Annotated in this window: 25 protein-coding genes; 10 read left to right on the top strand and 15 right to left on the bottom strand. The window is 71.2% G+C overall.

Features of this window, described 5'->3' with window-relative positions; genetic code table 11:
• The first annotated feature begins 44 nt into the window (after positions 1–44).
• The 4 genes from ABEB28_RS04870 to ABEB28_RS04855 all read left to right on the top strand — a co-directional run bounded on the left by ABEB28_RS04870 (position 45) and on the right by ABEB28_RS04855 (position 3245).
• Entirely contained in the window at positions 45–884 is an 840-nt protein-coding gene (locus ABEB28_RS04870) for a formate/nitrite transporter family protein (protein WP_345726747.1), read from the top strand.
• A gap of 367 nt (positions 885–1251) precedes the next feature.
• Positions 1252–1422, top strand: a complete 171-nt coding sequence (locus ABEB28_RS04865) for a hypothetical protein (protein ID WP_345726746.1) — start codon at positions 1252–1254, stop codon at positions 1420–1422.
• Positions 1423–1645: 223 nt separating this feature from the next.
• A complete protein-coding gene (locus tag ABEB28_RS04860) occupies positions 1646–2158 on the top strand; it encodes a SigE family RNA polymerase sigma factor (RefSeq protein ID WP_345726745.1) in 513 nt (170 codons plus the stop codon).
• A gap of 4 nt (positions 2159–2162) precedes the next feature.
• Entirely contained in the window at positions 2163–3245 is a 1083-nt protein-coding gene (locus tag ABEB28_RS04855) for a hypothetical protein (RefSeq protein ID WP_345726744.1), read from the top strand.
• A 26-nt stretch (positions 3246–3271) separates the two neighbouring features.
• Here ABEB28_RS04855 and ABEB28_RS04850 read toward each other — a convergent pair whose 3' ends face one another.
• On the bottom strand, positions 3272–3838 hold the full coding sequence (locus ABEB28_RS04850; RefSeq protein ID WP_345726743.1) for a TetR/AcrR family transcriptional regulator: 567 nt from the start codon (positions 3836–3838) through the stop codon (positions 3272–3274).
• Positions 3839–3861: 23 nt separating this feature from the next.
• Here ABEB28_RS04850 and ABEB28_RS04845 point away from each other — a divergent pair, with 23 nt between their 5' ends.
• A complete protein-coding gene (locus ABEB28_RS04845; RefSeq protein WP_345726742.1) occupies positions 3862–4293 on the top strand; it encodes an SRPBCC family protein in 432 nt (143 codons plus the stop codon).
• Between the two features lie 30 nt (positions 4294–4323).
• On the opposite strand, the gene ABEB28_RS04840 is transcribed toward ABEB28_RS04845, so the two are convergent.
• Positions 4324–5313, bottom strand: a complete 990-nt coding sequence (locus ABEB28_RS04840) for a helix-turn-helix transcriptional regulator (protein ID WP_345726741.1) — start codon at positions 5311–5313, stop codon at positions 4324–4326.
• Positions 5314–5430: 117 nt separating this feature from the next.
• Here ABEB28_RS04840 and ABEB28_RS04835 point away from each other — a divergent pair, with 117 nt between their 5' ends.
• On the top strand, positions 5431–5826 hold the full coding sequence (locus tag ABEB28_RS04835; RefSeq protein WP_345727047.1) for a RidA family protein: 396 nt from the start codon (positions 5431–5433) through the stop codon (positions 5824–5826).
• 51 nt (positions 5827–5877) lie between these two features.
• Positions 5878–6363 carry a DUF488 family protein, N3 subclade gene (locus ABEB28_RS04830; protein ID WP_345726740.1) on the top strand — a complete coding sequence of 162 codons (486 nt, stop codon included), beginning with the start codon at positions 5878–5880 and terminating at the stop codon, positions 6361–6363.
• A gap of 10 nt (positions 6364–6373) precedes the next feature.
• On the opposite strand, the gene ABEB28_RS04825 is transcribed toward ABEB28_RS04830, so the two are convergent.
• Positions 6374–6646 carry an STAS domain-containing protein gene (locus tag ABEB28_RS04825; RefSeq protein ID WP_345726739.1) on the bottom strand — a complete coding sequence of 91 codons (273 nt, stop codon included), beginning with the start codon at positions 6644–6646 and terminating at the stop codon, positions 6374–6376.
• Positions 6647–6932: 286 nt separating this feature from the next.
• Here ABEB28_RS04825 and ABEB28_RS04820 point away from each other — a divergent pair, with 286 nt between their 5' ends.
• Positions 6933–7361: a response regulator transcription factor gene (locus ABEB28_RS04820; RefSeq protein WP_345726738.1), complete on the top strand. Its 429-nt coding sequence runs from the start codon at positions 6933–6935 to the stop codon at positions 7359–7361.
• A 2-nt stretch (positions 7362–7363) separates the two neighbouring features.
• Here ABEB28_RS04820 and ABEB28_RS04815 read toward each other — a convergent pair whose 3' ends face one another.
• The 8 genes from ABEB28_RS04815 to ABEB28_RS04780 all read right to left on the bottom strand — a co-directional run bounded on the left by ABEB28_RS04815 (position 7364) and on the right by ABEB28_RS04780 (position 15563).
• Positions 7364–9319 carry a response regulator gene (locus ABEB28_RS04815; protein ID WP_345726737.1) on the bottom strand — a complete coding sequence of 652 codons (1956 nt, stop codon included), beginning with the start codon at positions 9317–9319 and terminating at the stop codon, positions 7364–7366.
• Positions 9316–9765, bottom strand: a complete 450-nt coding sequence (locus ABEB28_RS04810; protein ID WP_345726736.1) for a response regulator — start codon at positions 9763–9765, stop codon at positions 9316–9318. Before ABEB28_RS04810 ends, ABEB28_RS04815 begins: the two co-directional genes overlap by 4 nt.
• On the bottom strand, positions 9758–11125 hold the full coding sequence (locus ABEB28_RS04805; protein ID WP_345726735.1) for a sensor histidine kinase: 1368 nt from the start codon (positions 11123–11125) through the stop codon (positions 9758–9760). The genes ABEB28_RS04810 and ABEB28_RS04805 overlap by 8 nt, the downstream gene beginning before the upstream one ends.
• A gap of 86 nt (positions 11126–11211) precedes the next feature.
• On the bottom strand, positions 11212–12501 hold the full coding sequence (locus tag ABEB28_RS04800) for a hypothetical protein (protein ID WP_345726734.1): 1290 nt from the start codon (positions 12499–12501) through the stop codon (positions 11212–11214).
• A 223-nt stretch (positions 12502–12724) separates the two neighbouring features.
• Positions 12725–13171: a nuclear transport factor 2 family protein gene (locus ABEB28_RS04795; protein WP_345726733.1), complete on the bottom strand. Its 447-nt coding sequence runs from the start codon at positions 13169–13171 to the stop codon at positions 12725–12727.
• Positions 13172–13227: 56 nt separating this feature from the next.
• Entirely contained in the window at positions 13228–13824 is a 597-nt protein-coding gene (locus tag ABEB28_RS04790) for a TetR/AcrR family transcriptional regulator (RefSeq protein WP_345726732.1), read from the bottom strand.
• 67 nt (positions 13825–13891) lie between these two features.
• On the bottom strand, positions 13892–14785 hold the full coding sequence (locus tag ABEB28_RS04785; RefSeq protein WP_345726731.1) for a hypothetical protein: 894 nt from the start codon (positions 14783–14785) through the stop codon (positions 13892–13894).
• Positions 14786–14924: 139 nt separating this feature from the next.
• Entirely contained in the window at positions 14925–15563 is a 639-nt protein-coding gene (locus ABEB28_RS04780; protein ID WP_345726730.1) for a PrsW family glutamic-type intramembrane protease, read from the bottom strand.
• A gap of 440 nt (positions 15564–16003) precedes the next feature.
• Between ABEB28_RS04780 and murJ the strand changes: the two genes are divergently transcribed.
• Positions 16004–17566 (top strand): murein biosynthesis integral membrane protein MurJ, encoded by a 1563-nt coding sequence (murJ, locus tag ABEB28_RS04775; protein WP_345727046.1) that lies wholly within the window; start codon positions 16004–16006, stop codon positions 17564–17566.
• 60 nt (positions 17567–17626) lie between these two features.
• Here murJ and wrbA read toward each other — a convergent pair whose 3' ends face one another.
• Both wrbA and ABEB28_RS04765 read right to left on the bottom strand, forming a co-directional pair.
• Positions 17627–18262 carry an NAD(P)H:quinone oxidoreductase gene (wrbA, locus tag ABEB28_RS04770; protein ID WP_345726729.1) on the bottom strand — a complete coding sequence of 212 codons (636 nt, stop codon included), beginning with the start codon at positions 18260–18262 and terminating at the stop codon, positions 17627–17629.
• A 43-nt stretch (positions 18263–18305) separates the two neighbouring features.
• Complete coding sequence (locus ABEB28_RS04765; RefSeq protein WP_345726728.1) at positions 18306–21575, bottom strand: AfsR/SARP family transcriptional regulator; 3270 nt, start codon at positions 21573–21575, stop codon at positions 18306–18308.
• 112 nt (positions 21576–21687) lie between these two features.
• Between ABEB28_RS04765 and ABEB28_RS04760 the strand changes: the two genes are divergently transcribed.
• Positions 21688–22881, top strand: coding sequence for an MFS transporter (locus ABEB28_RS04760; RefSeq protein ID WP_345726727.1), 1194 nt, complete (start codon positions 21688–21690; stop codon positions 22879–22881).
• Here ABEB28_RS04760 and ABEB28_RS04755 read toward each other — a convergent pair.
• Together ABEB28_RS04755 and ABEB28_RS04750 are read right to left on the bottom strand one after the other, a co-directional pair.
• Entirely contained in the window at positions 22814–24418 is a 1605-nt protein-coding gene (locus ABEB28_RS04755) for an MFS transporter (protein ID WP_345726726.1), read from the bottom strand. The two genes, ABEB28_RS04760 and ABEB28_RS04755, sit on opposite strands and share 68 nt — an antisense overlap.
• A 46-nt stretch (positions 24419–24464) precedes the next feature.
• On the bottom strand, positions 24465–25454 hold the full coding sequence (locus ABEB28_RS04750; protein ID WP_345726725.1) for an alpha/beta fold hydrolase: 990 nt from the start codon (positions 25452–25454) through the stop codon (positions 24465–24467).
• Between the last annotated feature and the right edge of the window lie 222 nt (positions 25455–25676).

Below are 25676 nucleotides of genomic sequence, written 5' to 3'. Positions count from 1 at the left end.
CCCTCGGGTAGGACGTACGACCGGAACGAGACCGGGGGTGCCGCATGACCACGAAAGAACCCGCGGACGTCGCGCACGCCGCCGTCGCCACCGGCATCAAGAAGGCGCATCAGCGCTGGGACAAGGTGCTGATCGGCGGGTTCCTGGCGGGCGCCTACATCTCGTTCGGCGGACTCGTCGCGATCACCGTGTCGTCCGGAATGAACCCCGAGATCTGGGGCACCTTACCGACGCTCTTCACCGGGGCCGCGTTCACGCTGGGCCTGGTTCTCGTCCTGATCGCCGGATCGCACCTGCTCACCGGCAACATGCTCCTGGTGCCGCTCGGCGCGATGCAGGACCGGCTGACGATGGGTGAGGTGGTCCGCAACCTGACGCTCGTCCTCATCGGCAACCTCGCGGGTGCACTGTTCGTCGCGTTCTTCCTCGCCATCCAGACCGGTGTCATCGGCAGCATCGGCAGCGACGCCGGCTCGCCCGGTGCCCTCACTTACGAGCGCCTTGCCGGTATCGCGGAGGCGAAAGGGCTGCACGAGAGCGCGTGGCAGATCTTCCTCCGCGCCGTCGGGTGCAACTGGCTGGTGTGCTTGGCGGTCTGGCTCTCGCTCGCGGCCGACTCGGTGGGCAGCAAGATTCTCGGAGTGTTCTTCCCGATCATGGCGTTCGTCGCGATGGGCTTCGACCACGTCGTGGCGAACATGTTCTTCCTGCCCGCCGGAATCTTCGCCGGCGTACCCGACCTCGGGTGGGACGACACCCTGCGGAACTGGCTGTTCGCGTTCCTCGGCAACCTGGTCGGGGCGGTGGTCTTCGTGGCATCGGCCTACTGGTACATGTACCTACGGGACGAGCCGTCGGAGGAAGACCCGAAGGAACTCACCTGAGCTCCGGCGTTCGGCTCCCCGATCGCCCGGGCCGCCCTCGCCCACGAACTGGTGACGCTCGTCGACGGTGACCGGCGCCCCGCAGTGCATGCCGGCGGCGAGACCCCGTTCGGTGCACAGGCCGACGGATCGGCCGCCGCTGACGCGATCATCGCCGAAGCCCGCCGCGACGACCCGCTCCCCCTGGTCGTCGTCTGCGGCGGGCCGCTGACGAACGTCGCCACCGCCCTCGCCAGCGCACCCGACATCGCGACCCGCATGACGCCGGCCTGGGTCGGCGGCTCCCGCACCGGCGCATCCCCTCCCCGACTGGCTGCACGTCGACGCCGTCTGGCCACTCGGCGACAGCGCACCGCTGATCGGCACCGTGCTCGACGACGCGTCGAGCACGTTCGAGACCACACCGCCCACCGCCTCGCGCGGTCCGCGACGCGTCTACACCAGGATCGACACCCGCCTGGTGATCGGCGACATGCTGGCCAGACTGCGCCTGCACGAACGTCGACGCGAAGGTCCCGGCAGCAGGGTGGGCTGCTGAGCGCGTGTGCAGTTACGCAGGCTGTAGCAGGTCAAATTGCGCACGCATCGATCCTTGCTCTCCCAACGCAATTCGCCTCCGGCGTCAGTCGAGGCCTGGTGGCGGTGGAGCGACGAACCCTTCGACGAGGGGGACGCTCAGCCGGCTACTGGCACCGACACCGGGCAACCGATGGGTGACCCGTCCGCATCAACCCAGTGAGACCAGTGGCACGGGAGGTTGGGTGGACACCGATGACGACGAGGCGTACCTGGCGTACGTGGAGCAGGCTTTGCCTGGGCTGCGGCGGGTGGCGTACCTCCTCTGCCAGGACTGGCACCGGGCCGATGACCTCGTCCAAGCGACGTTGGAGCGCGTGTACCTGCACTGGCGGAGGGCGGCGCAAGCCCGGCAGCCGGCCGCGTACGCGCGGACGATGCTCGTCCGCGTCTTCCTGACCGAGCAGCGCACGGCGTGGGCGCGTCGCGTCGTCCTTCTCGACCGCCCACCGGATTCCGCCGCGGCGGCCGAGCCCGACCTGGCCAACCGCCTGGCGTTGGAGGCAGCGCTCCGCGAGTTACCGCCGCGCCAGCGCGCGGTTGTCGTCCTGCGCTTCTACTGCGACCTCTCGGTCGAGCAGACCGCCGAGACGCTGCACTGCGCTCAGGGAACGGTGAAGAGCCAGGCCGCCAAAGGCCTGGCCAAGCTGCGCGAGGCACTGACCGAGAACACCGCCGCCGCGGCGACGAGGAGCTGACGAGATGGAAGACTGGGGCGCTGGAGCGCTACTGCGGGACCTGGTGGCCGAGGAGCCGCCGCCCAGCCGAGTCGACCCGCGGCGGGCGATCACCGGCGCGAAGCGACGCCGCCAACGCCGCCGGGCCGGTCTGTTGGTCGCCGGCGTGCTGGCCGTCGCCGTCGGGGTGGTGGCGGGGATCCTGCCGGTCATCCGGAGCACACCCGCTCCCGTCGCGACCGCTGCGCCGGAGCAGCAGCAGAATCAGAACCCTCCGTTCCGGTTCGACCCGACGCGCTTCCAGCTCGCGCTCGGCTGGCGCCCCGACGGGGTGACCCGGGTGGAGACCGAGTCCGATCGCGCCTACCAGCGCATCACGCTGCTGCGCACGGAGAAGGACGAGCAGGGGAAGTCCCAGTTCCTGCCGATCGCGACCATCGAGGTCTACGGCACCGGGCAGGTCTTGCCGGACGACAGGGTGCCCGCCCAGACCACGGCGCCCATCTATGCGGACGGGGCCGCCAGTCACTGGATTCCGGGCCGGGTCGGCCAACCCGACCGCAGCGGCCGGTTGCTCTGGTTCTGGGCGCCGAACGCCTGGGCCTTCCTGACCGTCTACGACTCGTCGGAGCCGATCGACCTCGCCCTTCAACTGGCCAGGACACTGCGGACCGATCAGGACACCACCGTGCGGATGGCGTTCACCGTCCAAGCCCCGGCCGGGCTGGCCCACGCCCATACCGCCACCGCCTGGGGGCCCGACGGCGTCTACGCCGCGGAGCTGACGTTCGCACCGCGCGGCCAGTGGTTGTACGACCGATGGATCGCCGTCTCGGCCACCAACGATTCGGAGTCGGTGTCGACGAACAGGCCGTACGTGTTTCGCGGGACCGTGCTGACCGGCGATAGGCGGAGCAACCTGGCGTCCGATCCACCGATCGTGCTGCGTCCGACCGGGCAGGACCTGGTGGCGGCGGCTTCCGTGATCCTGGTGCCCGAGGCGAAACCCGTGCTCGACCCCGCCGCCACGCAACAGGTGGCGCGGTCGGTGCGACTGGTCGACGGCCCCGACGACAAGGCCAACTGGACGACGTCGTTCCTGCGGTGAGTGGCTCGCTGTGAGGTGTCGTCGCGCTAGCTCGGGTCGGGTCCGTTCACCATGCGGGCGAACAGCGCCATCGCCTCATCGACCGCGTCGGCCTCTCCGGTCGCGAGGAGATCCAGGAGCAGCCCGCGGGTGACGGCCAGCGCGAGACGCGCGTGGACCGGTGCCTGTTCCGAGGCGACGCCGCCGGCGGCCAGCAGTTGGGACAGCGGACCGATCCAGTCACTGACCACCCCGGGGACCAGCGACTCGGCCCACGCCCGGCCCTGGAGGGCTTGGCCGTAGACCTCGAAGAACAGGCGCTCCTGCGCGGCCAGTTGTGGTGCACAGAGGTGCTTCCAGAACGCCTTCGCCGCGTCGACCGGATCGGCGTCGCCGCTGGAGAAGTCTGCCAGTGCGTCCCGTTGGCGCTGCTCGACCGCTTTGACGACCTCGGTGAGCAGCCCTTCGCGGGATCCGAAGTGGTGGATCAGCATGCGGTGGCTGGTACCGGCACTCTCGGCGATGGCGCGCAGGCTTCGGTCACTGATCCCCTCGTCGAGGGCGGCATCGACGACGGCGTCGAGCAATCGCTGCTTGGGGGTTGTCCCGGACATGTACCGAATGGTACATGTCGTGGATGGACTACGCGACTTCCGTGACGATCAACGCTCCGCCCGAGACCGTCTGGGGCCTGACCACCGATATCGAGGGGTGGCCCCGAATCGCCTCGTCAGTGACCGCCGTCCGGCGGCTCGACGACGGGGCACTACAGGTGGGCAGCCAGGCCGACGTCGAACAGCCTCGGTTGCGCCCGGCACGCTGGCAGGTCACCGCGCTCGAGCCCGGGCGGATGTTCGTCTGGGAGTCGACGTCCGGCGGCGTGACGTCGATCGGGGAGCACATCGTGACCCCGACCGGCAGCGGCTCGCGGCTCGACCTTCGCATTCGGCAGTCCGGGCGGCTCGCCGGCCTCGTCGCCGCTCTCTACGGTCGTCGAATACGACGGTATCTCCACCTCGAAGCGGAGGGATTTCGCAAGGCCGCCGAGGCCGCGGTCGGCGCCGATTGACGTACCCGTACGCGGCGAAGACCCCGCCCATCAGCTCTCGGACGATGCTTCGTACGCGGCGGCGATCGCCGCGGCGCGGTTGCGCAGGGCGGTCCGCAACCACTGCGGCGCCAGGGCCTCCGCGTTCGTGGCGAGCTGCCAGAGCGCCCACTCGGCGTGTCGGGGATCCTGGAAGGTCACCTCCATCCGCAGCCAGCCGTCCGCGTCGGCTTCTTCGGCCTCTTCGGTGAGGACGGCCAGGGCGGTGCCCACCAGCTCCTCCCGGCGCGTCGGGTTCACCCGTGCCAGCACGGTGACCTGGTCGCCGCCGGTCCGGAACCGCGTGCTGCGCTCCTGCCAGGTCCGGTCCAGATCCACCCGGTCCGGTCGCTCCGCGGGTTCGGCGGTTTCCTCGGCGGCCACGATCCGGGACAGCCGGTAGGTGCGGTCCGCGCCGGACCTCGTGGCCAGCAGGTAGCCCTGGTCGCGCACGGTCACCAGTCCGATCGGGTCCACCGTGCGCCACTGCGGCGCCTTGCCCTTGGCCGCGTAGTGAATGCGCAGTTTGTGCCCGGCGAACACCGCACGCCGCACCTCCGCCACGACGGTGTCGGGCACCTCCTCGGTGACCAGCCGCCGCGAGAGAAGGTCGGTCTCCGGGTCGATGAGCAATCGCTGGGCCGCGCCGGCCGCGGTGTTCCGGTAGCTCTCGGGGAGCGCGTCGACGACCTTGAGCATGGCCGAAGCGAGCGCCGAGCCGAGACCGAAGGCCTGCGCGCCGCGCCGCGAGCCGGCGATCAGCAATGCGAGCGCCTCGTCGTGGCTCAGCCCGGTGAGCTCGGTCTGGAAACCGGGCAACAACGCGAACCCGCCGTGCCGGCCGCGTTCGGCATAGACCGGGACGCCGGCCGCGGACAGCGCCTCGATGTCGCGCAGGACGGTGCGGGTCGACACTTCCAGCTCGTGGGCCAGCGTCGCCGCGGACAGCCGACCGCGCTGGCGCAGCAGCAGCACCAGCGAGACCAACCGGTCGGCGCGCATACCAAAAAGTGTGCCAGCAATACACGACACAGGATGTCGTGATTCGCTGCGAGGCTCACCGGCACGTGGGTTCGCGCTTTCGCGCCCACACTTCCGACGAATGGAGCCGAGATGGTTGTGGATCGATCAGCGGTCAACCCGTGGACGTGGTCGGTGCAGCTGGGATACAACCAGGGTGAGGTCGTCTCCGGGCACACCCGGACCCTGTACTGCTCCGGACAGACCGCGATGAGCGACGACGGCAAGCCCCAGCACGCCGATGACATGGCGGCGCAGTTGGCGCTGAGCCTCGACAACGTGGAGGCCGTGCTCGGCGAGGCCGGCATGTCGCTGGCGAACCTCGTCCGGCTCAACGTCTACACGACCGACGTCGATCGGCTCTTCGAGCACTACGGCGTGCTGGCGTCGCGGTTGGGCGCCGCCGGGGTGGCGCCGACCACCACGATGCTCGGGGTGACCCGGCTCGCGATTCCCGACCTGTTGGTCGAGCTCGAGGGAACCGCCGTCGGATGAGGTCGGGATAGCCGGTCGACCCGGCACGAGCAGGCAGGTGGGTGGTTCCCGGTGTTCAGGATCGCGACGATCGGCGTGTACGGATTCGACGGCGAGTCCTTCTTACGACGACTGCGACACGCGGACGTCCACCTGCTGCTCGACGTCCGGCAGCGACGAGGCGTGCGCGGGCCCGACTACTCCTGGGCGAACGCGGCGCGGCTCCAGCGCGCGCTCGCCGCGGCGGGCGTCGGGTACCGGCACGTGAAGGAGCTGGCGCCGACGACCGAAATGCGCCAGCTCCAGTACCGCGAGGACGACCGCCGGGGCGTGGGCAAGCGCAACCGCGCCGTGCTGGCGCCCGAGTACGCCGAGCGCTACACGAGCGAGATCCTCGACCGCTTCGACCTCGGCGCGCTCCTGGCTGGGCTCCCGGGCGACTCGGCGACCGCTCTCCTCTGCGTCGAGCGCGATCCGGAGGCGTGCCACCGCTCGCTCATCGCCGAGCGTCTGCGGACCGAGTACGGCGCGCCGGTCACCGACCTCCGCCCGGGTTAGTTTTCCCAGCTCAAGACGCGGTGAGTGCGGCGGCCGGCGCGATCGTGTCCACCTGCATGCCGGCACGCTCGGCGGAGGCCACCGCCTCGTCCAGCACGGTGCGACCGGCCTCGTCGATCACCTGGGCGTCGCGGAGATCAATCGTCAACCGTCGGGCCGGCCTGTCGATCGCCGTCCGGAGCAGACCACGCACGTCCGCTGCCGTCGACGCGTCGACCGGTCCCTCGACCGTCACCCACCGGTGGCCAGCGATCGTCGGCAGCATCGTGATCGCGAACGCCATCCTTCTCCCCCTCCGCGCATGCTCCAGCGTGCGGCGCGACCCGTCGCCGGCACCTCTCATCATCATCTAGCACTCCCTACTCGGGAGTGCCGAACGGCAGGTGGCCATCCGGGGGCGAATCCGCGACCGCTGTACCGCCCGAACGGTGTCGGCGACCGGGAACAGGACCCCGCCGATCCCATAGAGTAATGTCGGTATTACACAGGGGCGTCCCATCCACGGCGCAAAGCGCGGTCTCGTCAGGCCTGTGCTCCAACGAATTCCGCCGCATCGGATCGGAACAGCGATGGCCACCGTGCTGGTTGCCGAGAACGAGCCTCAGATCGCGTTCGGGCTGAACTTGATCTACACCCGGGCCGGGTACCGAACCCACCTGGTCACCACCGGCCCGGAAACGCTGGAATGCATACGCAGCGCTCCACCGGACGTGCTGGTGATGAACCCGCACCTGCCCGACGTCGACGGGTTGGACATCTGCCGACACCTCAAGGCCGGGCCCGAAACCGCGGATCTGCCGATACTCCTGATATCCGCCCGCTATACCCACGCCGAAGCCGCTGCCGCCCGCGCTTCCGGCGCGGATGACTACATCGCCAAGCCTTTCAAGAACGCCGAGTTGTTGGACCGCACCGAGACGCTTCTTCGTCGCCGACCCGGCCACGCGAGCTCCCGGTCCGAACCACCCATCGGCGTTGAAGTCCAGTGGAGACCGTGAAGTCAGGGGTGGATCGTGGCCCTGCTCGGAAGGCTGCCGGGCGGTGACGACTGCGCCGCGTCGAGCGCTTCCCGCACCTGGCTGAGCAACGTTTGCCGGGTGAACGGTTTGTGGATGAGCTGCGTGTCGGGCGGAAGAGTGCCGCCGCCGGGCCAGGAGCCGGCCGAGTAGCCGGACATGAAGAGGATCGGGAGCGCCGGATCGCGGGCCTGGAGCCCTGCGGCGAGTTCCGGTCCGGACATGTCCGGCATGATGACGTCGGTGAGGACGAGATCGATCGGGCGCTCGGACGCGATCCGGAGGGCTTCGGCCGGCGACGAGGTGTCCACCACGCAGTAGCCGGCCTGGGTGAGGATGCGCTGCACGAGCAGCAGAAGGTCCTCGGCGTCCTCCACCACGAGTACCGTCTCGTCCCGCCCGCGGTCGGGCGGCCGGTGCGGTGGCGTCTCCTGTTCGTCCCGCGAGGGCTCCGCGCGGGGCAGCAGGACGCGGACCGTGGTGCCGACTCCCGGAGTGGAGTCGATCGTGATCTCGCCGCCCGCTTCGGTCACCGCCCCGTAGACGGTCGAGAGTCCGAGCCCCGTTCCCTTACCGGGACCCTTGGTGGTGAAGAACGGCTCGAAGGCGCGCTGGATCACCTCGGGGGTCATGCCGCAGCCGGTATCGGCCACGCTGAGCCGGACCGGGCATTGCGTTTCGTCGACGACGATCGCGGTGGTGATCGTCAGTTGGCCGCCGTCGGGCATCGCCCCGCGGGCGTTGACGACGAGGTTGACCAGGATCTGTTCGAGCCGGGTGCGATCCATGCACACCAGCGGACGGTCGTCGGTGAGCCGGGTGACAAAATCGAGGTCCTCGCCGATCGTGCGTCGCAGCAGCTGTTCGGTGTCACCCACGACGGCGTTGAGGTCGAGCGTCTCCAGTTGGGGCGGTTCGGACCGGCTGAAAACCAACAGCTGCCGGGTGAGCGCGGCGCCGCGTTCGGCGGCTCGCTCGATGCTGGCCAGCTCGGCCTGGATCGGATGATCCTCGGGCAGGTCGTACGCGGCCACGTCGGCGCTGGCCATGATCACGCCCAGCAGGTTGTTGAAGTCGTGCGCGACACCGCCGGCCAGCTGGCCGACCGCTTCCAGGCGTTCGGCTTGCCGCAACTGCCGCTCCAGTTGCTCGCGCTGCTCGCGGGCGGAGACCTGCTCGGTGATGTCCCGGAGGATCCCCTCGACGGCGAGCAGACGGCCGCTCCCGTCGCGGACGCCGATGGCGCGCTGCTCGGTCCAGACGGCGGTGCCGTCGGGCCGACGCCACCGCACCGCGAGCGGCGCCGGATCGGCGGACCTCCACGAGCCCTCGATCCGGCTCCGATCGCCGGGGTCGACGAGGCTGAACAACTCTTCGGGGTCGCCGACCAGCTGCGCGGCGGGCCGGCCCAGGATCAGCGCGGTGGCCGGGCTCAGGTACTCGACCTCCGCCTCGGGATGCACGCGGAACCGGAAGATGATGTCCTGGGCGTGTTCGGCCAGCAGCCGGAATCGTTGCTCGCTGCCCCGCAGCGCCTCCTCCGCGGCGCGTCGCTGCTGCCGTCCCTCGGCCTCACGTAGCTCTCGCTGCACAGCCGGTGCGAGCCGGGCCAGCCGGTCCTTCAGGACGAAGTCGTGAGCGCCCGCGCGGAGCAGCGCAGCCGCTGACTCCTCGCCGACCTGGCCGGAGACCAGGATGAACGGCACGTCGAGCCCGGCTTGCCGGAGCAGCTGGAGGGCTTCCTCGGCGCTGAAGGCCGGCATGTTGACGTCGGAGATCACCACGTCGGGCCGACGTTCCTGCAGCGCCGCGGCGGCCTCCGCGCGGGTCTCGACCCGGTGGTAGCTCAGTTCCAGGCCGTCGCGTCGCAGGCGCCGCACGATCAGGAGCGCGTCGTCGTCGCTGTCCTCGCAGATGAGCAGATGGATGGGGTGGCTCACGGCTGCCGGTCGTCCTCGTCCACCGTGGGGGGCGGCTGGTTGAGCAGTAGCCAGTACACCCCGAGGACGCGGGTCGCTTCGACGAACTCGTTGAAGACCACGGGCTTGCGGACGAAGCTGTTCGCCCCCAGCTGGTAGCTCTCGACCAGGTCCCGCTCCTCTTTGGAGGTCGTCAGCACGACGATCGGCAGCGATCGGGTGCGCGGGTCGGCCCGCACCCGGCGGAGCAACTCCAGGCCGCTGACTTTGGGCAGGTTGATGTCCAGCAAGGTCAGCGCCGGTCGCAGCGGCTTCGAGCCGTCCTCGGGCAGCAGCTGCGCCAGCCCGACGGCACCGTCCTCGGCCACGACCACCTCGTTGCGGATGTTGTTCTTCGACAGCGCCCGCAACGTCAGCGCGACATCGTCCGGATTATCCTCGATCAGTAGGATCTTGGGCTCACCCATACACGGCCTCCGGTTCACTCTCGGCGGGTCGCGTCGCCGCCCTCGCGAGCGGCGTCAACGTGAAGGAGAACGTGGCGCCCTGATCCGGAAGGCTCTCGGCCCACACCTCTCCCCCGTGGCGGCGCACGATGCGCGAGACGATCGCCAGACCGATGCCGCTGCCCGGGAACTCCTGAGCGGAGTGGATCCGCTGGAACGGCACGAACAGCTTGTCCGCGTACCGCGGATCGAACCCGGCGCCGTTGTCCCGCACGAAATAAACCGGTACACCGTCCTGCTCGGCGACGCCGACTTCGATCCGCCCGGCGGTCCGTCGACCGGTGAACTTCCACGCGTTCCCCAACAGGTTCTGCAGCACCAGCCGCAGCAGATGGGGGTCGCCGGTGGCGATCAGCGGATCGGCGACCTCGATCTGGACCTCCCGGTCCGGCTCAGCGGTGCGCAGCTCGTCGATGAGTTCACCGGCGATCCGCCGGAGATCGACCGGCTCACGGCTGATCTCGACTCGGGTCGCACGCGAAAGGTCGAGCAGGTCGTCGATCAGCTGGCCCATCCGCACGGTGGCGGCCTGGATCCGCCGAAGGTAGTCCCGGCCGGTCTCGTCGAGCGCATCGTGATAGTCCTCGACCAGGACCTGACTGAAACCGTCCAACGCGCGTAGCGGCGCGCGGAGATCGTGGGACACCGAGTAGGCGAAGGCGTCCAGCTCCCTCGTGGACGCCTCCAACTCGGTCGTGCGGTGGAGAACGCGCTGCTCGAGCTCGGCATTGAGACGCCGAACCTCTTCCTCTGCCCGCTTCAAGTCCGTGATGTCGGTGGAGATCCCGCAGACCGCGACCGGCTCCCCGGCGGCGTTGGTGATGGGGTACTTGACGGTGACGTAGGTGTGGAGCCCGTCCGCGTGCGGCGCCGTCTCCTCCATCTGGATCGCGGTGGGCGACGCCAACGCCTTGAGATCGTTGGCGCGGAAGCCGTCCGCGATCGGCGTCGGGAAGAGGTCGTGGTCGGTCAACCCGACCACGTTCTCGCGTTTGACGTCGAACAACGCCTCGTACTGCCGGTTCACCAGGATGTACCGACCGTCCCGGTCGCGCAGGTAGATGACGGCCGAGGTGTTGTCGATGACCTGGAACAGCCGGCTGTTGCTCTCGCGTGCCTCCGCCTCGGCGCGCTCCGCCCGCTCGCAGGCCCGGCCGCGTCCCGCCACCGCGTACACCAGCAGCAGACACAGTCCGGCCAGCACGACGAGGTTCACCACGGTCAGCATCACCACCGGCAGAGGCAGCGAGCCCGACGCCACCACCACGGCGCTCACCGCCAGCACGACCGCACAAGCCGCCCCGATGGGCCAGCGCCTCATGGCTCGGCCGACCATCCGGCCTCCCCCCGCCCACGTGTCGGCTGACCGAATCATCTTCTCGTGGAGTTTCTACCGCGTAAAGGGTATTAAGCACCTTTATGCACTATATCTGCGACGTCGGCGTCGGTCAGTCGCGCCACCGGCGGCAGACCGGCCAGCCGCGCGAGCTCGGACGCCGGCACCCGGGCGAGCGTCGCCAGCATGTGGCCGCGGCGGGCGTCGGCCAGTTGACGCAACAGCGGGCGGTCCATCCCGGTGGTGCCCCGGCGGTTGGACACCAGCTCACGATCGCCGCGGCCGTCCGCGTCCCGCTGCCGCTGCGGACGGAAGAGGAACCGCTCGGCGAGGAGCAGGTGTGTGGATGCGTACCGCGCGTTGGTCGCGAGGAGGAAGTACCACGACGCGAGCGCGGGGTACCGGGACACCAGGTCGCGCAGCTCGTCGGCGGAGGCTTCCTCGAGCCTGTCGCTCGACAGCCCGAGCCTCCGCAACAGGAGGGTGGGCAGCGAATCCGCGTCTAGCTGACCCCACAGCTCGACGCGCTCGGCCGCCAACAACGCCGGGTCGATCCGGCGTAGATGCTCGGGGTAGCCCGGCCAGGCGACGCCGAGCAGGAAATCACGCCGGATGAACTCGGGATCCTGCGCGCCGCTGGGCGGTACGTCGCCCGGTGTCCAGTGCACCGCGAATTGGCGGAAGACGTCCATGAAGTGATCCGGACGCAGGCCACCGGCCGAGACCGGCCGGTTGGCGTAGTCCATGTTCAGCTGCCGCAGGGCAGCCAGCAGGAGGGTCGCGTGCGCGACCCGGTCGAGGGCCTCCCCGGAAACGACGTCCACGGCCCCGTCCGCCATGGGCTGGACTGCGTCGTTGGCGGCCAGTTCGAGCGCCTCGGAGTCCTTCAGCAGGGCGAAGAAGCCCTCTTCTCCCGCGTCGCCGGTGTAGGAGCGGACGCGGCCGTCGCCGAACACTCCCGGCAGCACCGCCAAGACCGACTCGCCTAACCGTATCTCCACCGTCGGGGCGTTCCACCTAACCAGCGACGCGTAGCAGTCCCGGTCGGGGTGCTCGGCTCCGGTCGCCGCCGCGAGGCGTGGGAAGTAGCTGAGGAACGGTGTGTCCTCCGGGCCGACCCGCAGCTCCGCGAACGCGTCCGCGGGCCGCTCCTTGCGGGTCACGTCGTGCTCTTGGAAGTGGCGCGCGACGGATGCACCGATGAGGCCCAGCAGGGTGGTGAGCCGTCGCGCGACCTCCGGCTCGATCCGCTCCGGAGCCGGTAGCTCCGCCAGCACCCCGCCGGCGAGCCGAGCCGCCAACAACTCCGGTGGTTCTCGCCCCGCGAGGATCTCTCGATTGACGGCGGGCAGGACTGTCAAGACCCAACGGTTCAGCTCGTCCGGGAACATCGGGCGCCTCCACTGGTGCGCCGCGCCGATCAGCCGCGGCTCCGATCAGGTAGGCCGATGCACCCGGTTGTCACCGACCGTAATGACCTACCCACATCGGTGGCGCCACAATCCCTGGGCCTCCCCTGGCCGCGCGCGACTATCGGTGGTAGCCGCCGACGACAGATAGTCACGCGCGGCGCGCGCCTTAGGTTTAGAGGGGCTTGCCCGCGAGCCGGTAGGCGGCGGCCTGCTGCACGCCGTCGACCCAGACGTCCTTGCGGGTGACCAGACCGGTCTCGTCCACGTCGACCACGTCGACCAGGGAAATGCGGGCGGTAAAGGTGCCGCCCGCGGCGGCGGGCAGCTCGACCACCATCGTCCACTCCAGGACCCAGTGACCGTCGCCGAGGAGCAGCCGGTCGACCTCGGACCGGTAGTTCGGGAACTCCACGAAGATGTGCGCGAAGTGCTGCCGCAGCGCGGCCGGGCCCTGCACCCGCGCGCCACCGCTCCGCAGGGCGAAGGTGGAGTCCTCGGTGTGGAGCGCGGTGATCGCGTCGGGGTCTTTCGCTTCCCAGGCCGCGTGGTAGCGGTCGAACACCTTCTGCAGCACCTCACGCTGCACCGTGACCTCTGTCTGGGCCAGTACTCCGGACATCGACACCTCCTGGGTTCGCGCGCCGTGAACTGGTACCTACAAAGCATAACCGACTGTCAGTCGGTTTTATGGGGCGAAGCCAGACCCGCCACCAGATCGCGCAGCACCTCGCCGTACCGCCGCGCCGCCCGATCGGGCTCCGGAGCGCGCCCAGTCGCCAGCGCTGCCTCCATCACCGCGCCCAGCAGCAGTCGTGTCGCCGCCGACACCCGCTCCGGGTCGGTCCCCGCCGGGAGAATCGCCTCGAGCGCCGCGTGCGTCATGCCGGCGAAATGGGCGTCGTCGATCTCGCGCCAGCGTTCCCAGCCCAGGACCTCCGGGCCCTCGACGAGCACCAGCCGCCGCCGCGCGGGGTCGGCGGCGCGCCTCAGGTAGCCCTCCAGGGCCGCGGCCAGATCGTCGCTCGACAACGGCTCCGGACGCCGGTCCGCTCGCAACTCGTCGGCGATCTCGCCCTGGAGTTGGTCGACCACCGCGTCGAGCAGCGTCTGCTTGGAGGAGAAGTGGTGGTAGTAGGCCCCCTTGGCCACTCCGGCCCGGGCCGTCACGTCGTCGACCGTCACGCCGGCGTACCCGGCCTCGGTCATCAACGCCCGGCCGGCTTCCAGGATCGCAGCGATCGTGCGCTCGCTGCGCTCTCGCTGGCTCACCACGACGGCATCTCCATGACCATCACTCCCCCACAGACGTGTGGAAGTCACCGTAATGGCGCGACCGGGCCTACCCGTTCCCCGCGAGCCAACGCCGGGCCGCACGCACGGCCGTCCCGAGCGGCGCGGTGAGCACCAGCGCGAACGCCACCAGAATCAGGACGCCCGGCACGGGGACGCCGAGATCGGCCGGTGGCGTGACCCACGCGGCCCGCAACCCGAGCCCCAGAGCGACCGCCAGCAGCCCGAGTGTCGCCCCGGCGAGCCACCTCGGCCGGTCCCCCGGCGGCCCGGAGCGCGCCAGCCAGAGCGCCAGCGCGACCAGTCCCAGCGCCACGGCTCCCACCCACCATTCCGGGGCACCGGCTCGGTCCGGCCGACCCGCCCACTCCGCCCGGCCCACCCAGCCCAGCGCGACGCCCACTCCGATCAGCAGTACCTCCCGCACGTCCCAGATCGGGCGCCGGACTTCGCGCAGACGGACGGGCCGGACGAGCCCGATGCCGACGAGGGCCAGCACAGCGGCGCCCGCCCCGATCGCGTCCGCCACCGGCTGCGGGCGAGACGGAGCGGCTGCCCTCACCGCTGGCGACTCCGCCTCCCGGAGCGTGTACATGGGCTCGGCCACGTTCCCCTGCGGTGGCGTCGTGGACTTCGACCCGACGACGATCACGGTGGTGTAGCGCGTCGGAGGAGGCCGCTCCTCCGGCAGGAACCAGGAGGAGCCGAACCACAGCACGGCCCCGACCAGTACCGGCACCGCGAACCACCCGGCCCGGCGCCCCGCGCGCCCCAGCGATCCGGCGCAGAGCCAGGGAACACAACCGGCCAGACCGGCCAGTGCGGGCGAGAGCCACCGGCCGGCTGCCACGTCGCGCAGCAAGAGGACGCAGAGCACGACCGCGGCGGCCAGCACCACCCGACGGGACCGGGCGGGACGGCGATCGACATCCGGTGCGGTCACGGCAGCGCACTGTAGCGACCGTCGGTCGGAGCAAGCGCACGACCCTCGCGATTGGTCAGTCGCGTTCTGACGCGGCCGGAGCGACCGCACTGAGACCGAGACGGTGGGGCTTCCGGCTCTGCGGAAGCCCCACCGGCGGTCAGGATCCGCGGAGGCGGAGGAGTTCGGCGCGGGCGTGCTCGACGCGCGGCGTCTCGGCTCCTCGGGCGGTCGCGATCTCGTGCGCGAGGTCGCTCGCGCCCTCGATCAGATGCGCGGCCCGGCGGCGACTGTGCAGCTGCTTGCGGTAGTGCGTGCGGTCCTTGCGCAGGCCGCTGACCGCGGTCAGCAGCTCGGGGTCGACGACCCCGGCTTCGACCTCGGGGCCGAGCAGGTCCCGGGGTCCAGGCCCGCTCGGTCCCGGACGCCTGCCGCAGGACGTAAACAGCACCGCCAGCTCGATCGGGGCCAGGATGAGCCACGGCAGCACGATCGTCAGCAGTTCGTTGCCGAAGGCGAGCCCGGACACGTCGTCCCAGGAGAAGTGGAACGCCATCGCGACCAGGCAGGTCAGCAGGCCCCGGGCGACGTTGCGCTCGCCGGTCACCCGGCTGAGGATCCACATCACGCCGGCGCAGAAGATCGCGCTGAACAGGGCGTGGGAGACGATGCCGGCCGCCCCACGGATCCCGAAGATGTAGAGCGACGAACCGAGCTGGCCGACGCCGAACGTCGCCTGCGCGTTGTCGTAGGTGTAGAGGACGGCCGAGGACCTTGGACCAGATCTCCAGCAAAGCACCGTTGGCCGGCAGCGCGATCCAGAACGCCGCCGCGATCCCACCCCAGACGAACGCGGCCGCGAGCAGGCCGGCCGGCTGCGCGGTGTACCGGTTGTGCCGTCGCAGGAGCAGCAACCACGGCACCAGATACAGCCCGAACAGCACGACCCCGCTGCTGAACGCGACGGTGTAAGGGCCGATGGCGTGGGAGAAGTACTTCACCAGGGTCACCGATCCGGCCCCGACGCCGAACAGATAGACCCAGAACGCCGGGTTGTGGGGCTGGAAGAACCGGAACGGCTGGGACGCTAACTAGATCGATTCAGTTCGCCTGTCGAGCGCTCTACATCACTCGCTGAGCTGGGCATACCTACGCAGAAGCCGCCCGAGGAGGGTGCGACGCTGCGCTAAGAAGATCGGCATGGCAGAGGCATTCTCCGTCCGGCGCGCGAGCCGCGGAATGGCAGTGGCGACCTTGGCATCGCGGACCGTCGGCTTCCTGCGCGTCGTCGTGCTGGCGTCAGCGCTGGGCCTGGGGAGCAGGCTGCTCGACAGCTACAACGTGGCGAATACGCTGCCCAACGCCGTCTACGAGGTCGTCGTCGGTGGCGCGATGGCCAGCGTGGTAGTGCCGCTGCTGGCCCGTGCCGCGCTGACCGAACCCGATGACGGGCTCGTCTATGCCCAGCGGCTGCTGTCGTTGATCGTCTACGGACTCGGGGCCGTCACCGTGGTGGCGATGATCTCGGCGCCCTGGCTGGTCGAGATCTATACGCCCCGCTTCACCGGCGAGCAGCGCGAACTGGCGGTCGCGTTCAGCCGGTTCTTCCTGCCGCAGATTTTGTTCTACGGCGTCAGCGCCACCGCCGGTGCTGTGCTCAACATTCGGGGCCGGTTCGCCGCACCGATGTGGGCACCGCTGTTCAACAGCGTGATCGTGATCGCCGTCGGGGTGATCTACCTGCTGATCGGTGGCGCCAGCGACATCGCGTCGATGACGGCCACGCACGTGCTGCTGCTGGCGGTCGGTACCACCGCGGGCGTTCTAGCCCAGATGACTCTGGTGGTGTGGGCGCTGGCCCGCACGGGCTTCGTGTTACGCCCGCGGCTCGACCTCCGCGGCATCGGCCTCCGCCGCGTCGGCCGGCTCGCCGGCTGGGTGCTCGTGTCCGTCGTCGCCGCGCAGGTCCTGATCGCGGTCGCCACGCGCACCGCGTCGACCAGCGGACCGGGCGGCATCAGCGCGTATCAGAACGCGCTCGCGGTATTCCACCTGCCGTTCGCGGTGATCGCCCTGTCGGTGATGACCGCCCTGCTGCCCCGGCTCAGTCGTAACGCGGCCCACCGCAACCACGCCCGGATTACCGCAGACTTGTCCCAGGGCGTGCGGCTCGCCGCGGTGGCTCTCGCCCCGATCGCGGCGATCATGCTCGTACTCGGTCCGCAGATCGCCACACTGCTGTTCGCCCACGGCCGAAGCTCGTCGTCGGCGATCGCCCTCCTGGGAGCTGTGGTGGCAGCCTTCGGGGTCGCCCTCCTGCCGTTCACCGGCTACATGATCCTGCAACGCGGGTTCTACGCCCTCCAGGACACCAGGACCCCTGCACTGATCGCCACCGGCGTGACCGTCATCGGCGTGGCTGGCTGCCTCGTCGCGACCTGGCTGCTCCCCCGCGCCACCATCGTCGTCGGAATCCCTCTCGCCTACGCTGCCGCCTACACCGTCGGATTCCTCGCCGCCGCCGCCATCCTGCGCCGCCGCCTCGGCCGCATCGACGGTCACCGGCTGCTCCACACCCACGCGCGGGTCGCGGTCGCAGCCGGGATCGCCGTCAGCTGCGGCGCCGTCACCGCCTTCGCCCTCACCCCCATGATCGACACCGGTTACAGCGCCGCCCTGGTGACCCTCACCGCAGCCGGCGTCGTCAGCACCGCCGTCTATGTTGCGGTCGCCCACCTGCTGCGCCTGGCCGAAATACGGCAACTCGTCGCCGCCGGCCTCGCCGGCATTCGAACCAGCTGACCGCAGCTCGGCCGCCCCGGCCGCTGAACGCGGCCAGGGCACGACCTGCCGACGCACGGGTCACACGCGGGCCCGCAGGTCCGCCAGCGCCGCCGCCGTACGGGCGAGTCGGGCGCCCTGGTGCCGGGCCGCCTCCAGCACGGCCTCGAGGTAGCCGGGCTCGCGGGCGGCACGGCTCTCCACCAGGCTCACCCCGTACGGGTTGCCGCCCGCGGCATGACTGACGTCGTAGTTGACGTAACCGGCGGGCAGCACGATGGATCCCCAGTGGTGGAACGTCTGGTAGAGGCTGAGCAGCGTCGCCTCTTGGCCGCCGTGCTCCTCGTAGCTGGCGGTGAAGCCGGTGGCGGGCTTGTCTGCCAACTCCTCGGCCTGCCAGGGCGCGGTGGTGGTGTCCAGGAACTGGCGCAGCTGGGAACAGACGTTGCCGAACCGGGTCGGCGTACCGAACGCGTACCCGTCGGCCCACCGCAGGTCGTCCAGGGTCGCGACGGGGATGTCGGCGGTGGTGTCGAGGTGGGCCCGCCACTGCGGCTTCGCGTCGATGACGTGGTCAGGGGCCAGCTCTGCTACCCGGCGCAAGCGCACCTCGGCACCCGCGTCGGCGGCACCGTCCACGAAGGCCTGCGCGAGGCGGTGCACGGTGCCCGTGGCGGAGTAGTGGATGACAGCGATCCTGCTTGCCGGTCGTCGCATGGAGGTCTCCTCGGTTCGGTTTCCTCCACCGTGCCGAGGGGACTTACCGTGCGGTGACGGTGCGCTGACCATCTCCCGTCACCGCCGGATCGTCGGGACCCAGCCGCGCGCCACGCCCCAGTTCGGCGGCGTACTCGTCGGCCCCGAGCGCCGCGCGAACCCGCGCGGTGATCCGATCCACGTCGTAGCGTTCCCCGGCCGGCAGCGGGAAGCCTGCCGCCTCGCGCAGCGCTCCGGCCACACCCAGCAGACGGGCGGCATGCGGGTGCTCGCCGGCCAGGCTGGCGGCGCCGGCCAGGCCCTCCATCGCCAGGGCGACGGCCCGGCGGTCCCCGGTGGCACGCGCGGCATCGAGGGCCTCGCGGTGGTGACGTTCGGCGGCGGCGGCGTCACCGCGCTGCTCGGCAACGAATCCCAGCTCCGCCAGCGCGAGCGCGCAGCCCGGCAGGTAACCGGCTTGGCGGTTCCAGTCGAGCAGACCCCGCTGGCGGAACTCGGCGTCGTCGAGGTCGCCGCGTCGGCGGGCGACCATCGCCAGGCCGGTGCCGGCGAACGCGGCCGCGGACCGGTTCGACTGCTCCTCGGCCAACCGCAGCGCACGCTCGTGGTACGCCACGGCGTCCTCGTGGTCGTCCGTCAGGAGCGCCAACCGGCCGAGGCTGGCCAATTGCCGGGACACCGACGTCCACAGCCGCAAATGCTCGGCGATACGCAGCGCCTCGCGGTACGACGCTCCGGCGGCCGCGTAGTCGCCGCGGATCTCGGCCAGGGTGCCCAGCAGGGTGGTCGAGTGCGCCTGCCCCCAGGAGTCGCCGAGCTGCACGAACAACGAGCGGCTGGTCTCGCAGTCGTGCTGCGCGGTCGAGAGGTCACCGTGCACGAGCGCCAGCTCGACCCGGATGGCCAGGGCCGCCGCGATCCCCCACCGGTCGCCGGCCGCGCGGAACGTCGCCAGCGCCGCGTCGACCAGGCGCGCGGCCTCGGTTGCGTCGCCGGAGCCGCGCAGCGTGAAGGCGAACAGCCACTGCGCGAACGCCCGGCCCTGCGCGTCGGTGGCCGGGTACCGGTCGAGCACCCGCTGTCGCGGCGCGGCCGGATCGCCGTCGCTGGTGGCAATGGCGACCAGCCACATCGACGCACGCAGCCGCAGCGCCTCGGGCGCGGCGTCGCCCTCGCCGTTCGGCGCGGTCTCCATTGCCGTCCGCAACATCGGTCCGGCCTCGCGGAGGCGGCCCCGCAACAGCCGGTACCAGGCCAGCGAGGTGGCCAGCCGTAGGCCCTGGTGCGCCCAGCCGTGGATCGCCGCGGCGTCCAGCGCAGCCCGCAGGTTCGCGCTGTCGCTGTCGAGTTCGCGCAGCGCGGCGTGCTGGTCGTGGCCGCGCAGCCGCGGTGCGGCGTCGTCGGCGACGCGGGCGAAGAAATCCGCGTGCTCGCGGCGCGTCGCGACGGTCTCACCAGCGCGTTCGAGCTGCTCGGAGCCGTAGGCGGCGACGGTCTCCAGCAGCCGATAGCGGCGCGGGTGTTCGCCGTGCCGCACGCTGACGAGGGAGCGGTCGACCAGCCGTGCCAACACGTCGAGAACGTCCTCGGGCGACACCTCCCCGCCGGCGCACACCTGCTCGGCGGCGGGCAGCGTGGCGCCGTCGGCGAAGACGGCCAGCCGTCGAAGCACCGCCCGTTCAGGATCCGACAGCAGCTCCCAGCTCCAGTCGATGACGGCACGCAGGGTTTGCTGACGCGGCGGTGCGGTACGCCGGCCGGACGACAGCAACCGGAACCGGTCGTCGAGCCGGGCCGCCAGCTCCGCCAGGTCCAGTGCCCGCAGGCGGGACGCGGCCAGCTCCAACGCCAGCGGTACGCCGTCGAGGCGTCGGCAGATCGTCGCGACGGTGGCGGCGGTGGCGGCGTCCAGGGTGAAGCGCGGCTCGGCGGCGCGGGCGCGGGCCAGGAACAGCCGCACCGCGGGGGCCTGCGCCACCTGCTCCACCGTGGCCTGCGGCTCGGGCAGCGCCAGCGGCGGCACCGGCAACGTGGCCTCCTCCGCGACGCCGAGCGGCTCCCGACCGGTGGCGAGGAGCCGCAGGTCGGCGGCTGCACCGAGCAGCTTCTCGGCCAGGTGGGCGACCGGCACGACGACGTGCTCGCAGTTGTCCAGCACCAGCAGTGCCCGCCGGTCACGCAGCGCGTCGACGAGCCGCTCGGTGGCGTCCCGCGACCGATCCCCTGGCAGGCCCGGCGCGCTGTCCTCGCGGATGTCGATGGTGTCGGCGACCGCGGCGGCGATCGACGCCGACGCTGCCGGCTCCATACGGGCCGGCTGCCCGGCCAGCTCCACGATCCAGACGCCGTCCGGGAACCGGTCGGCGAGCGTGCGCGCCGCCTCGACCGCCAACCGCGTCTTGCCCACTCCACCGGGGCCGGTCAGGGTCACCAGTCGCTCGTCCGCCAACCGCTCGCGCACGGCCTCGACCGCCTCGCCGCGCCCGATCAACCCGCCGTGCGGCCCGGTGGACGCGGGGGCGGGCAGGTTGGTCCTGGCCCGGATCGGCGACGACGTCTGCGGTCGCAGGGAGGGGTCCTGCCGCAGGATCGCCAGGTGCAGCTCGACCAGCTCCGGGCCCGGATCCAGGCCAAACTCGTCGCGCAGGTCGTCGCGGAACCGCTCGTAGGCGGCGAGCGCTTCGCGCTGGCGTCCCGAGCCGTAGAGCGCGCGGAGATACGCCGCCCGCAGGCGTTCGCGCCACGGATGCTCGGTCACGAGGTCGGCCAGCTCGCTGGCGAGCACGGTGTGCTCACCGAGCGCGAGCCGCGCCTCGGCGAGGTCCTCCAGGGCGGTCAGCCGCTGCTCACCGAGCCGCTCGACGGCCGGGCGCGCGAACGTTTCGTCGGCGAAGTCGGCGTAGGCCGGACCGCGCCACAGGGCCAGTGCCTCGGTCAGCAGGGCGACCCGCCGCGCCGGCTCCGGCTGCACCCGCGAGCGCGCGAGCAGGGCGCCGAACTGGCCGGCGTCGACGGCTTCGGCGGCGACCCGCAACCGGTACCCGACGTCGTCGAACCCGACCAGCTCCCGCCCACCGGGCTCGCCGGTCTCCAGTGCCCGGCGCAGTTGCGACACCTTGGCCTGCAACGCTCCGAGCGGCTTGCCGGGCGCCCCTTCGGCCCACAGGTCTTCGACGAGCCGGTCGGCGGAGACCGGACGCCCCTCGTGCACCAGCAGGTCGGCCAGCAACGCCCGGACCTTCAGGCCGGGCACGGCGACGGCGGCGCCCGCCGACGTCCACACCGCCACCGTGCCGAGCACCCCGAATCGCACGACGCAACGGTAACCGGCCGGGGGCCCCGGCCCGGCGCGGGTCAGCCGACGGTCAGTCGACCGTAAGTGGCGTCACCAGGCTGGACGCGACCCGACATCGAAGGAGCGTCCCGTGACCGTCTCTACCGCCCCGACGGCTGCGCGCCGGGTGTCGACGCCCTGGCTCGCGGTGCTGGCCGGTCCACTGTCGTTCGGGATCGCCGCGCCGGCGCTGATCGTCGACGACGTCGCGCGGGCCCTGGCCGTGCGACCCGGCGCGGCTGCCCTGACCGTGGCCGCCTTCGGCTGGGGCATCGCGCTGGGAACCGCGCTGCTGGCCGCGCTGCCGGCCCGCCGCGGGCTGCCGGCCCTGCTGACCGCCTCGGCCGCACTGCTGTCCGCCGGGACTCTGCTGATCGTGCTGGCCCCGGTCCTGCCGGTGCTGGTCGTGGGCGCCGCGGTGCAGGCGCTGGGCTCGGCCGGGCTGACGATCGCGGCGATGAGCCTGGCCGACTCGGCCCGGCGGATGGGCGTTGCGACCGCGTCGCTGGCGGTCGTCGGTGCCACCGGACCGCTGGTCGGTGCGCTCGTCGCCGACGTGTTCTCGTGGCGGGCCGCGCTCGCCTTGCCGTTGCTGTCGGTACTGGCGGTCCCCGCGACCCGCCGGGGCGGTACCGCGCCGGAGCAGGCGCGGACGCCCTTCGACGGGCTCGGCATGGTCCTGCTGGCCCTGCTCGTCACCGCGCTGGTCGTCGTTCCGCACCGACCGCTCGCCGCCGGACCGGCCGCCGTCGTGTTGCTGCTGCTCGTGGCCGCACGGGTACGCTCCCGGCCCGACGGCGCCGTGCCCGCCGTCCTGATCGGCAACCCGCGGTTCCTGGCGGCGTGCGCGCTGGCTTTCGCGCTGGGCGTGGGCAACTTCGCCCTGCTGTACGCCGCACCGGACCTGCTGCAGTCCCACACCGGTTGGACGAGTGCGCATACCGGGGTGGTGCTGCTGGCTCCCTACCTGTTCGGGGGTCTCTGCTCGGCGTTCCTGGTCGCGGTGTCCGCCCGGGTGTCGCCCCGCGTGGTGGTCGCCGCCCTTCTCGCCGCCGGTGTCGCCGCACCGTTGGTGGCCGCGGTCGCTACCGCCGTACCGCTGCTGCTGGCCGCGATGGCTACCGCTTCGTTGGCCGCCGCCACCGGTCAGGGCGCTCTCGCCGTCCGCGCCACCGCGGTCGTCCCCGCCTCCTCCCGGGCGGAGGCGCTGGGACTGTTCACCGTGGTGTACCTGCTGAGCGTGGCGTTCGGCCCGGCGATCGCCGTGACGCTGACGCTCCCGTGACCTCTCTCCCCTGCTCCGACTCGTTAGAGGGACGGATGTGGCGGAGCAGGACCGAGATCCCGACCGCCGTGGCGACCAGCACGACGATGCTGATCCCGGCGATCAGGTGCAGCCCGTCGGTGAAGGCCTCTCGGGCGGTGTCGAGCAGCTGATCGCCGACCGGGTCCGGCACCTGCTCGGCGGCCGAGACGGCGCCGCCCAAGGTCTCCTCCGCGGCCCGCGTCGCGTCCTCCGGCAGGCCGGGTGGGACCGTATCGGCCATCTGGGCGCGATAGACGGCGGTACCGGCGCTGCCGAGGATCGCGATGCCGAGTGCGCCGCCCAGCTCGGGCGCCGTCTCCGACAGGGCGGAAGCCTCGCCGGCCCGCTCCGGTGGTGCGGAGCCGACGACGAGCTCGGTGGTGAGCGTCATCATGGGCCCGAGGCCGAGCGAGATGACGACGGAGCCGACCACCAGCAGCGGGAGCCCGGTACCCGGCACCACCAGGGTCAGCACCGCGAATCCGACGGCAGAGAGTGCCAGACCGGCACCGACCACGTATCCCGGGCGCACCCGGCGCACGAGCATCGGCGCGAGCATGGAACCCACGATGACGCCGCACGCCGACGGCACGGTCCACAGCCCGGCGCGCAGCGGCGAGAGCCCGAATACCAACTGGAGGTACTGCGCGAGGAAGAAGTTCGCACCGAAGAGGACGAAGACACCGAACAGCAGCGTGCTCAGCGAGACGCTGAACGAGGCGGAGCGGAACAGCCGGAGGTCGACCAGCGGGTTGCTGCGGTGCTGCCGGTGGACGAACCAGGCCCCGAGGAGCAGACCGATCACGAGGGATCCGATGGACACGGCGTCCAGACCGCCGGCCGCCAGATGTTTGAGGCCGTAGATCACCGAGAGCACGGCCACCAGCGACAACGCGGCGCTCGCCAGATCCATCCTGCCTGGCCGCTCCTCGCGGTGCTCCGGCAGCAGGAGCGGGCTGAGGGCGACGATGAGTACGGTGACCGGCGCCGCGATGAGGAACACCGCGCCCCACCAGAAGTGCTGGAGTATCCAGCCACCGATCAGCGGGCCGATCGCGGTGCCGCCTGCGACGCTGGCGATGACGATGCTGATCGCCACCGTCCGCTGCCGGGGATCCCGGAACAGGGAGGCGGCCAGCGAGAGCGCGGCCGGCATCAGCGTCGCACCGGCGAGGCCGAGCAGCGCCCGGGTCAGGATCAGCATCTCAGCGCTGGTGGAGTAGGCGGCGAGCACGGAGGCGACGCCGAACAACGTCGATCCGATCATCAGTAGCCGACGGCGGCCGATGCGGTCGCCGAGCGTTCCCATCGTGATCAGTGAGCCGGCGAGGAGGAAGCCGTAGATGTCGACGATCCACAGTGACTGCGCGCTGGTGAGCGAGAGGTCCTGCGAGATCGCCGGCAGGGCGAGGTTCGGGATGGTCAGTTCCAGCGAGGCCATCACGGTGGGCAACGCGAGCACGGCCAGCCCGGCCCATTCACGTCTCCCGGCCCGAGCAGCGACGATCGTGTTCATGGAGCGACGCTAAAACCTCAACCACGCTTGAAATCAAGAGTGGCGCTCAGCGCAGGGTGGCGAGGAAATTCAGCATGAGCCGGTTGACCTCGTCGGCCGCCTCCATCTGCACGAAGTGGCCCGCTCCCGGCAGGACGTGCACCCCGCGTAGGCCGGGGACGCTCTCCCGCATCGCGCGCAGCGCGGCCTCGCCCATGATCAGCGCAACCGGGTCCCGGTTGCCCGTGACGAACAGGGTGGGCACGGTCACCGGCTCGTCCGGGCGGGTGAGCTTCTCCCGCCAGACGTGATCGGCGGCCCGGTACCAATTCAACCCGCCGGTGAAACCGGTACGCCCGAAGACATCCACGTAGACGTCGAACTCGTCGCGCGGGAGCCAGGGCCACGGCAGCGGTGGCGCTTCGGGGAGTACGTCGAGGTAGCCGTTGCCCTGCGCCGGGTGGCTGAAGACGTCGGCGTAGCTCCCGCCGCCGCCCAGCGCCCAGAACACCCGACGGAGGAACGCTTCGGGAGCGGCGTCGAGCTCGGCGTCCGCGACGCCCGCCTGCTGGAAATAGTGCAGGTGGAAGAAGTGGCGTGCGCCGACCGCGGCGTAGACGTCGGTGGGGCGGGCCCGTCCCGGGGCGGCCCGCGGCACGCTGAGCACGACGAGGCCGCGTACTCGCCCCGGCGCCCACTGGGGCAGGTCCCACACCAGCCCGGCACCGAAGTCGTGGCCGACGAACACCGCCTGCTCGATGCCGAGGGCGTCCAGCAACCCGACCATGTCCGCGACGGTGCTGCGTCGGTCGTAGGAGCCCGGATCGGCCGGGCGGTCGCTGCCGCCGTAGCCGCGCATATCGGGGGCGACGGCCCGGAACCCGTGCTCGGCGAGCACCGGCAACTGTCGCCGCCAGCTGTACCCCAGGCCGGGGAAGCCGTGGCAGAACACCACGGCCGGCCCGGCGCCGCACTCCAGGACCCAGAGCCGCTGCTCCCCGACGTCGACCAGGCGCCCGCCGGGGCCCGGCGAACCAGCGGGCCGGGACAACGACATGCGAACTCCTCCGCTCGGCGCACGGCTATGTAACTCCTCCACGGCGGACGCCGCCACCGAACCACCGAACTCCGCGGCCAATCGTTCACCCCTACATCAACGAATGTTCAGCACGCCACACATCGGCGTTCGGCCCACTGTCCAAAGGTGAGAGACCTGTGAGGAGACCAGCAGAGAGCCGGCGGCGCTACCGCGAGCGGCGGGGAGGGTGGCCGGATGTCC

This window comes from Cryptosporangium minutisporangium, assembly GCF_039536245.1.
GTDB classification, from domain to species: Bacteria; Actinomycetota; Actinomycetes; order Mycobacteriales; family Cryptosporangiaceae; genus Cryptosporangium; species Cryptosporangium minutisporangium.
The sequence above is the reverse complement of the archived record's forward strand: the minus strand, read 5'-3'. Positions and strand labels throughout refer to the sequence as shown.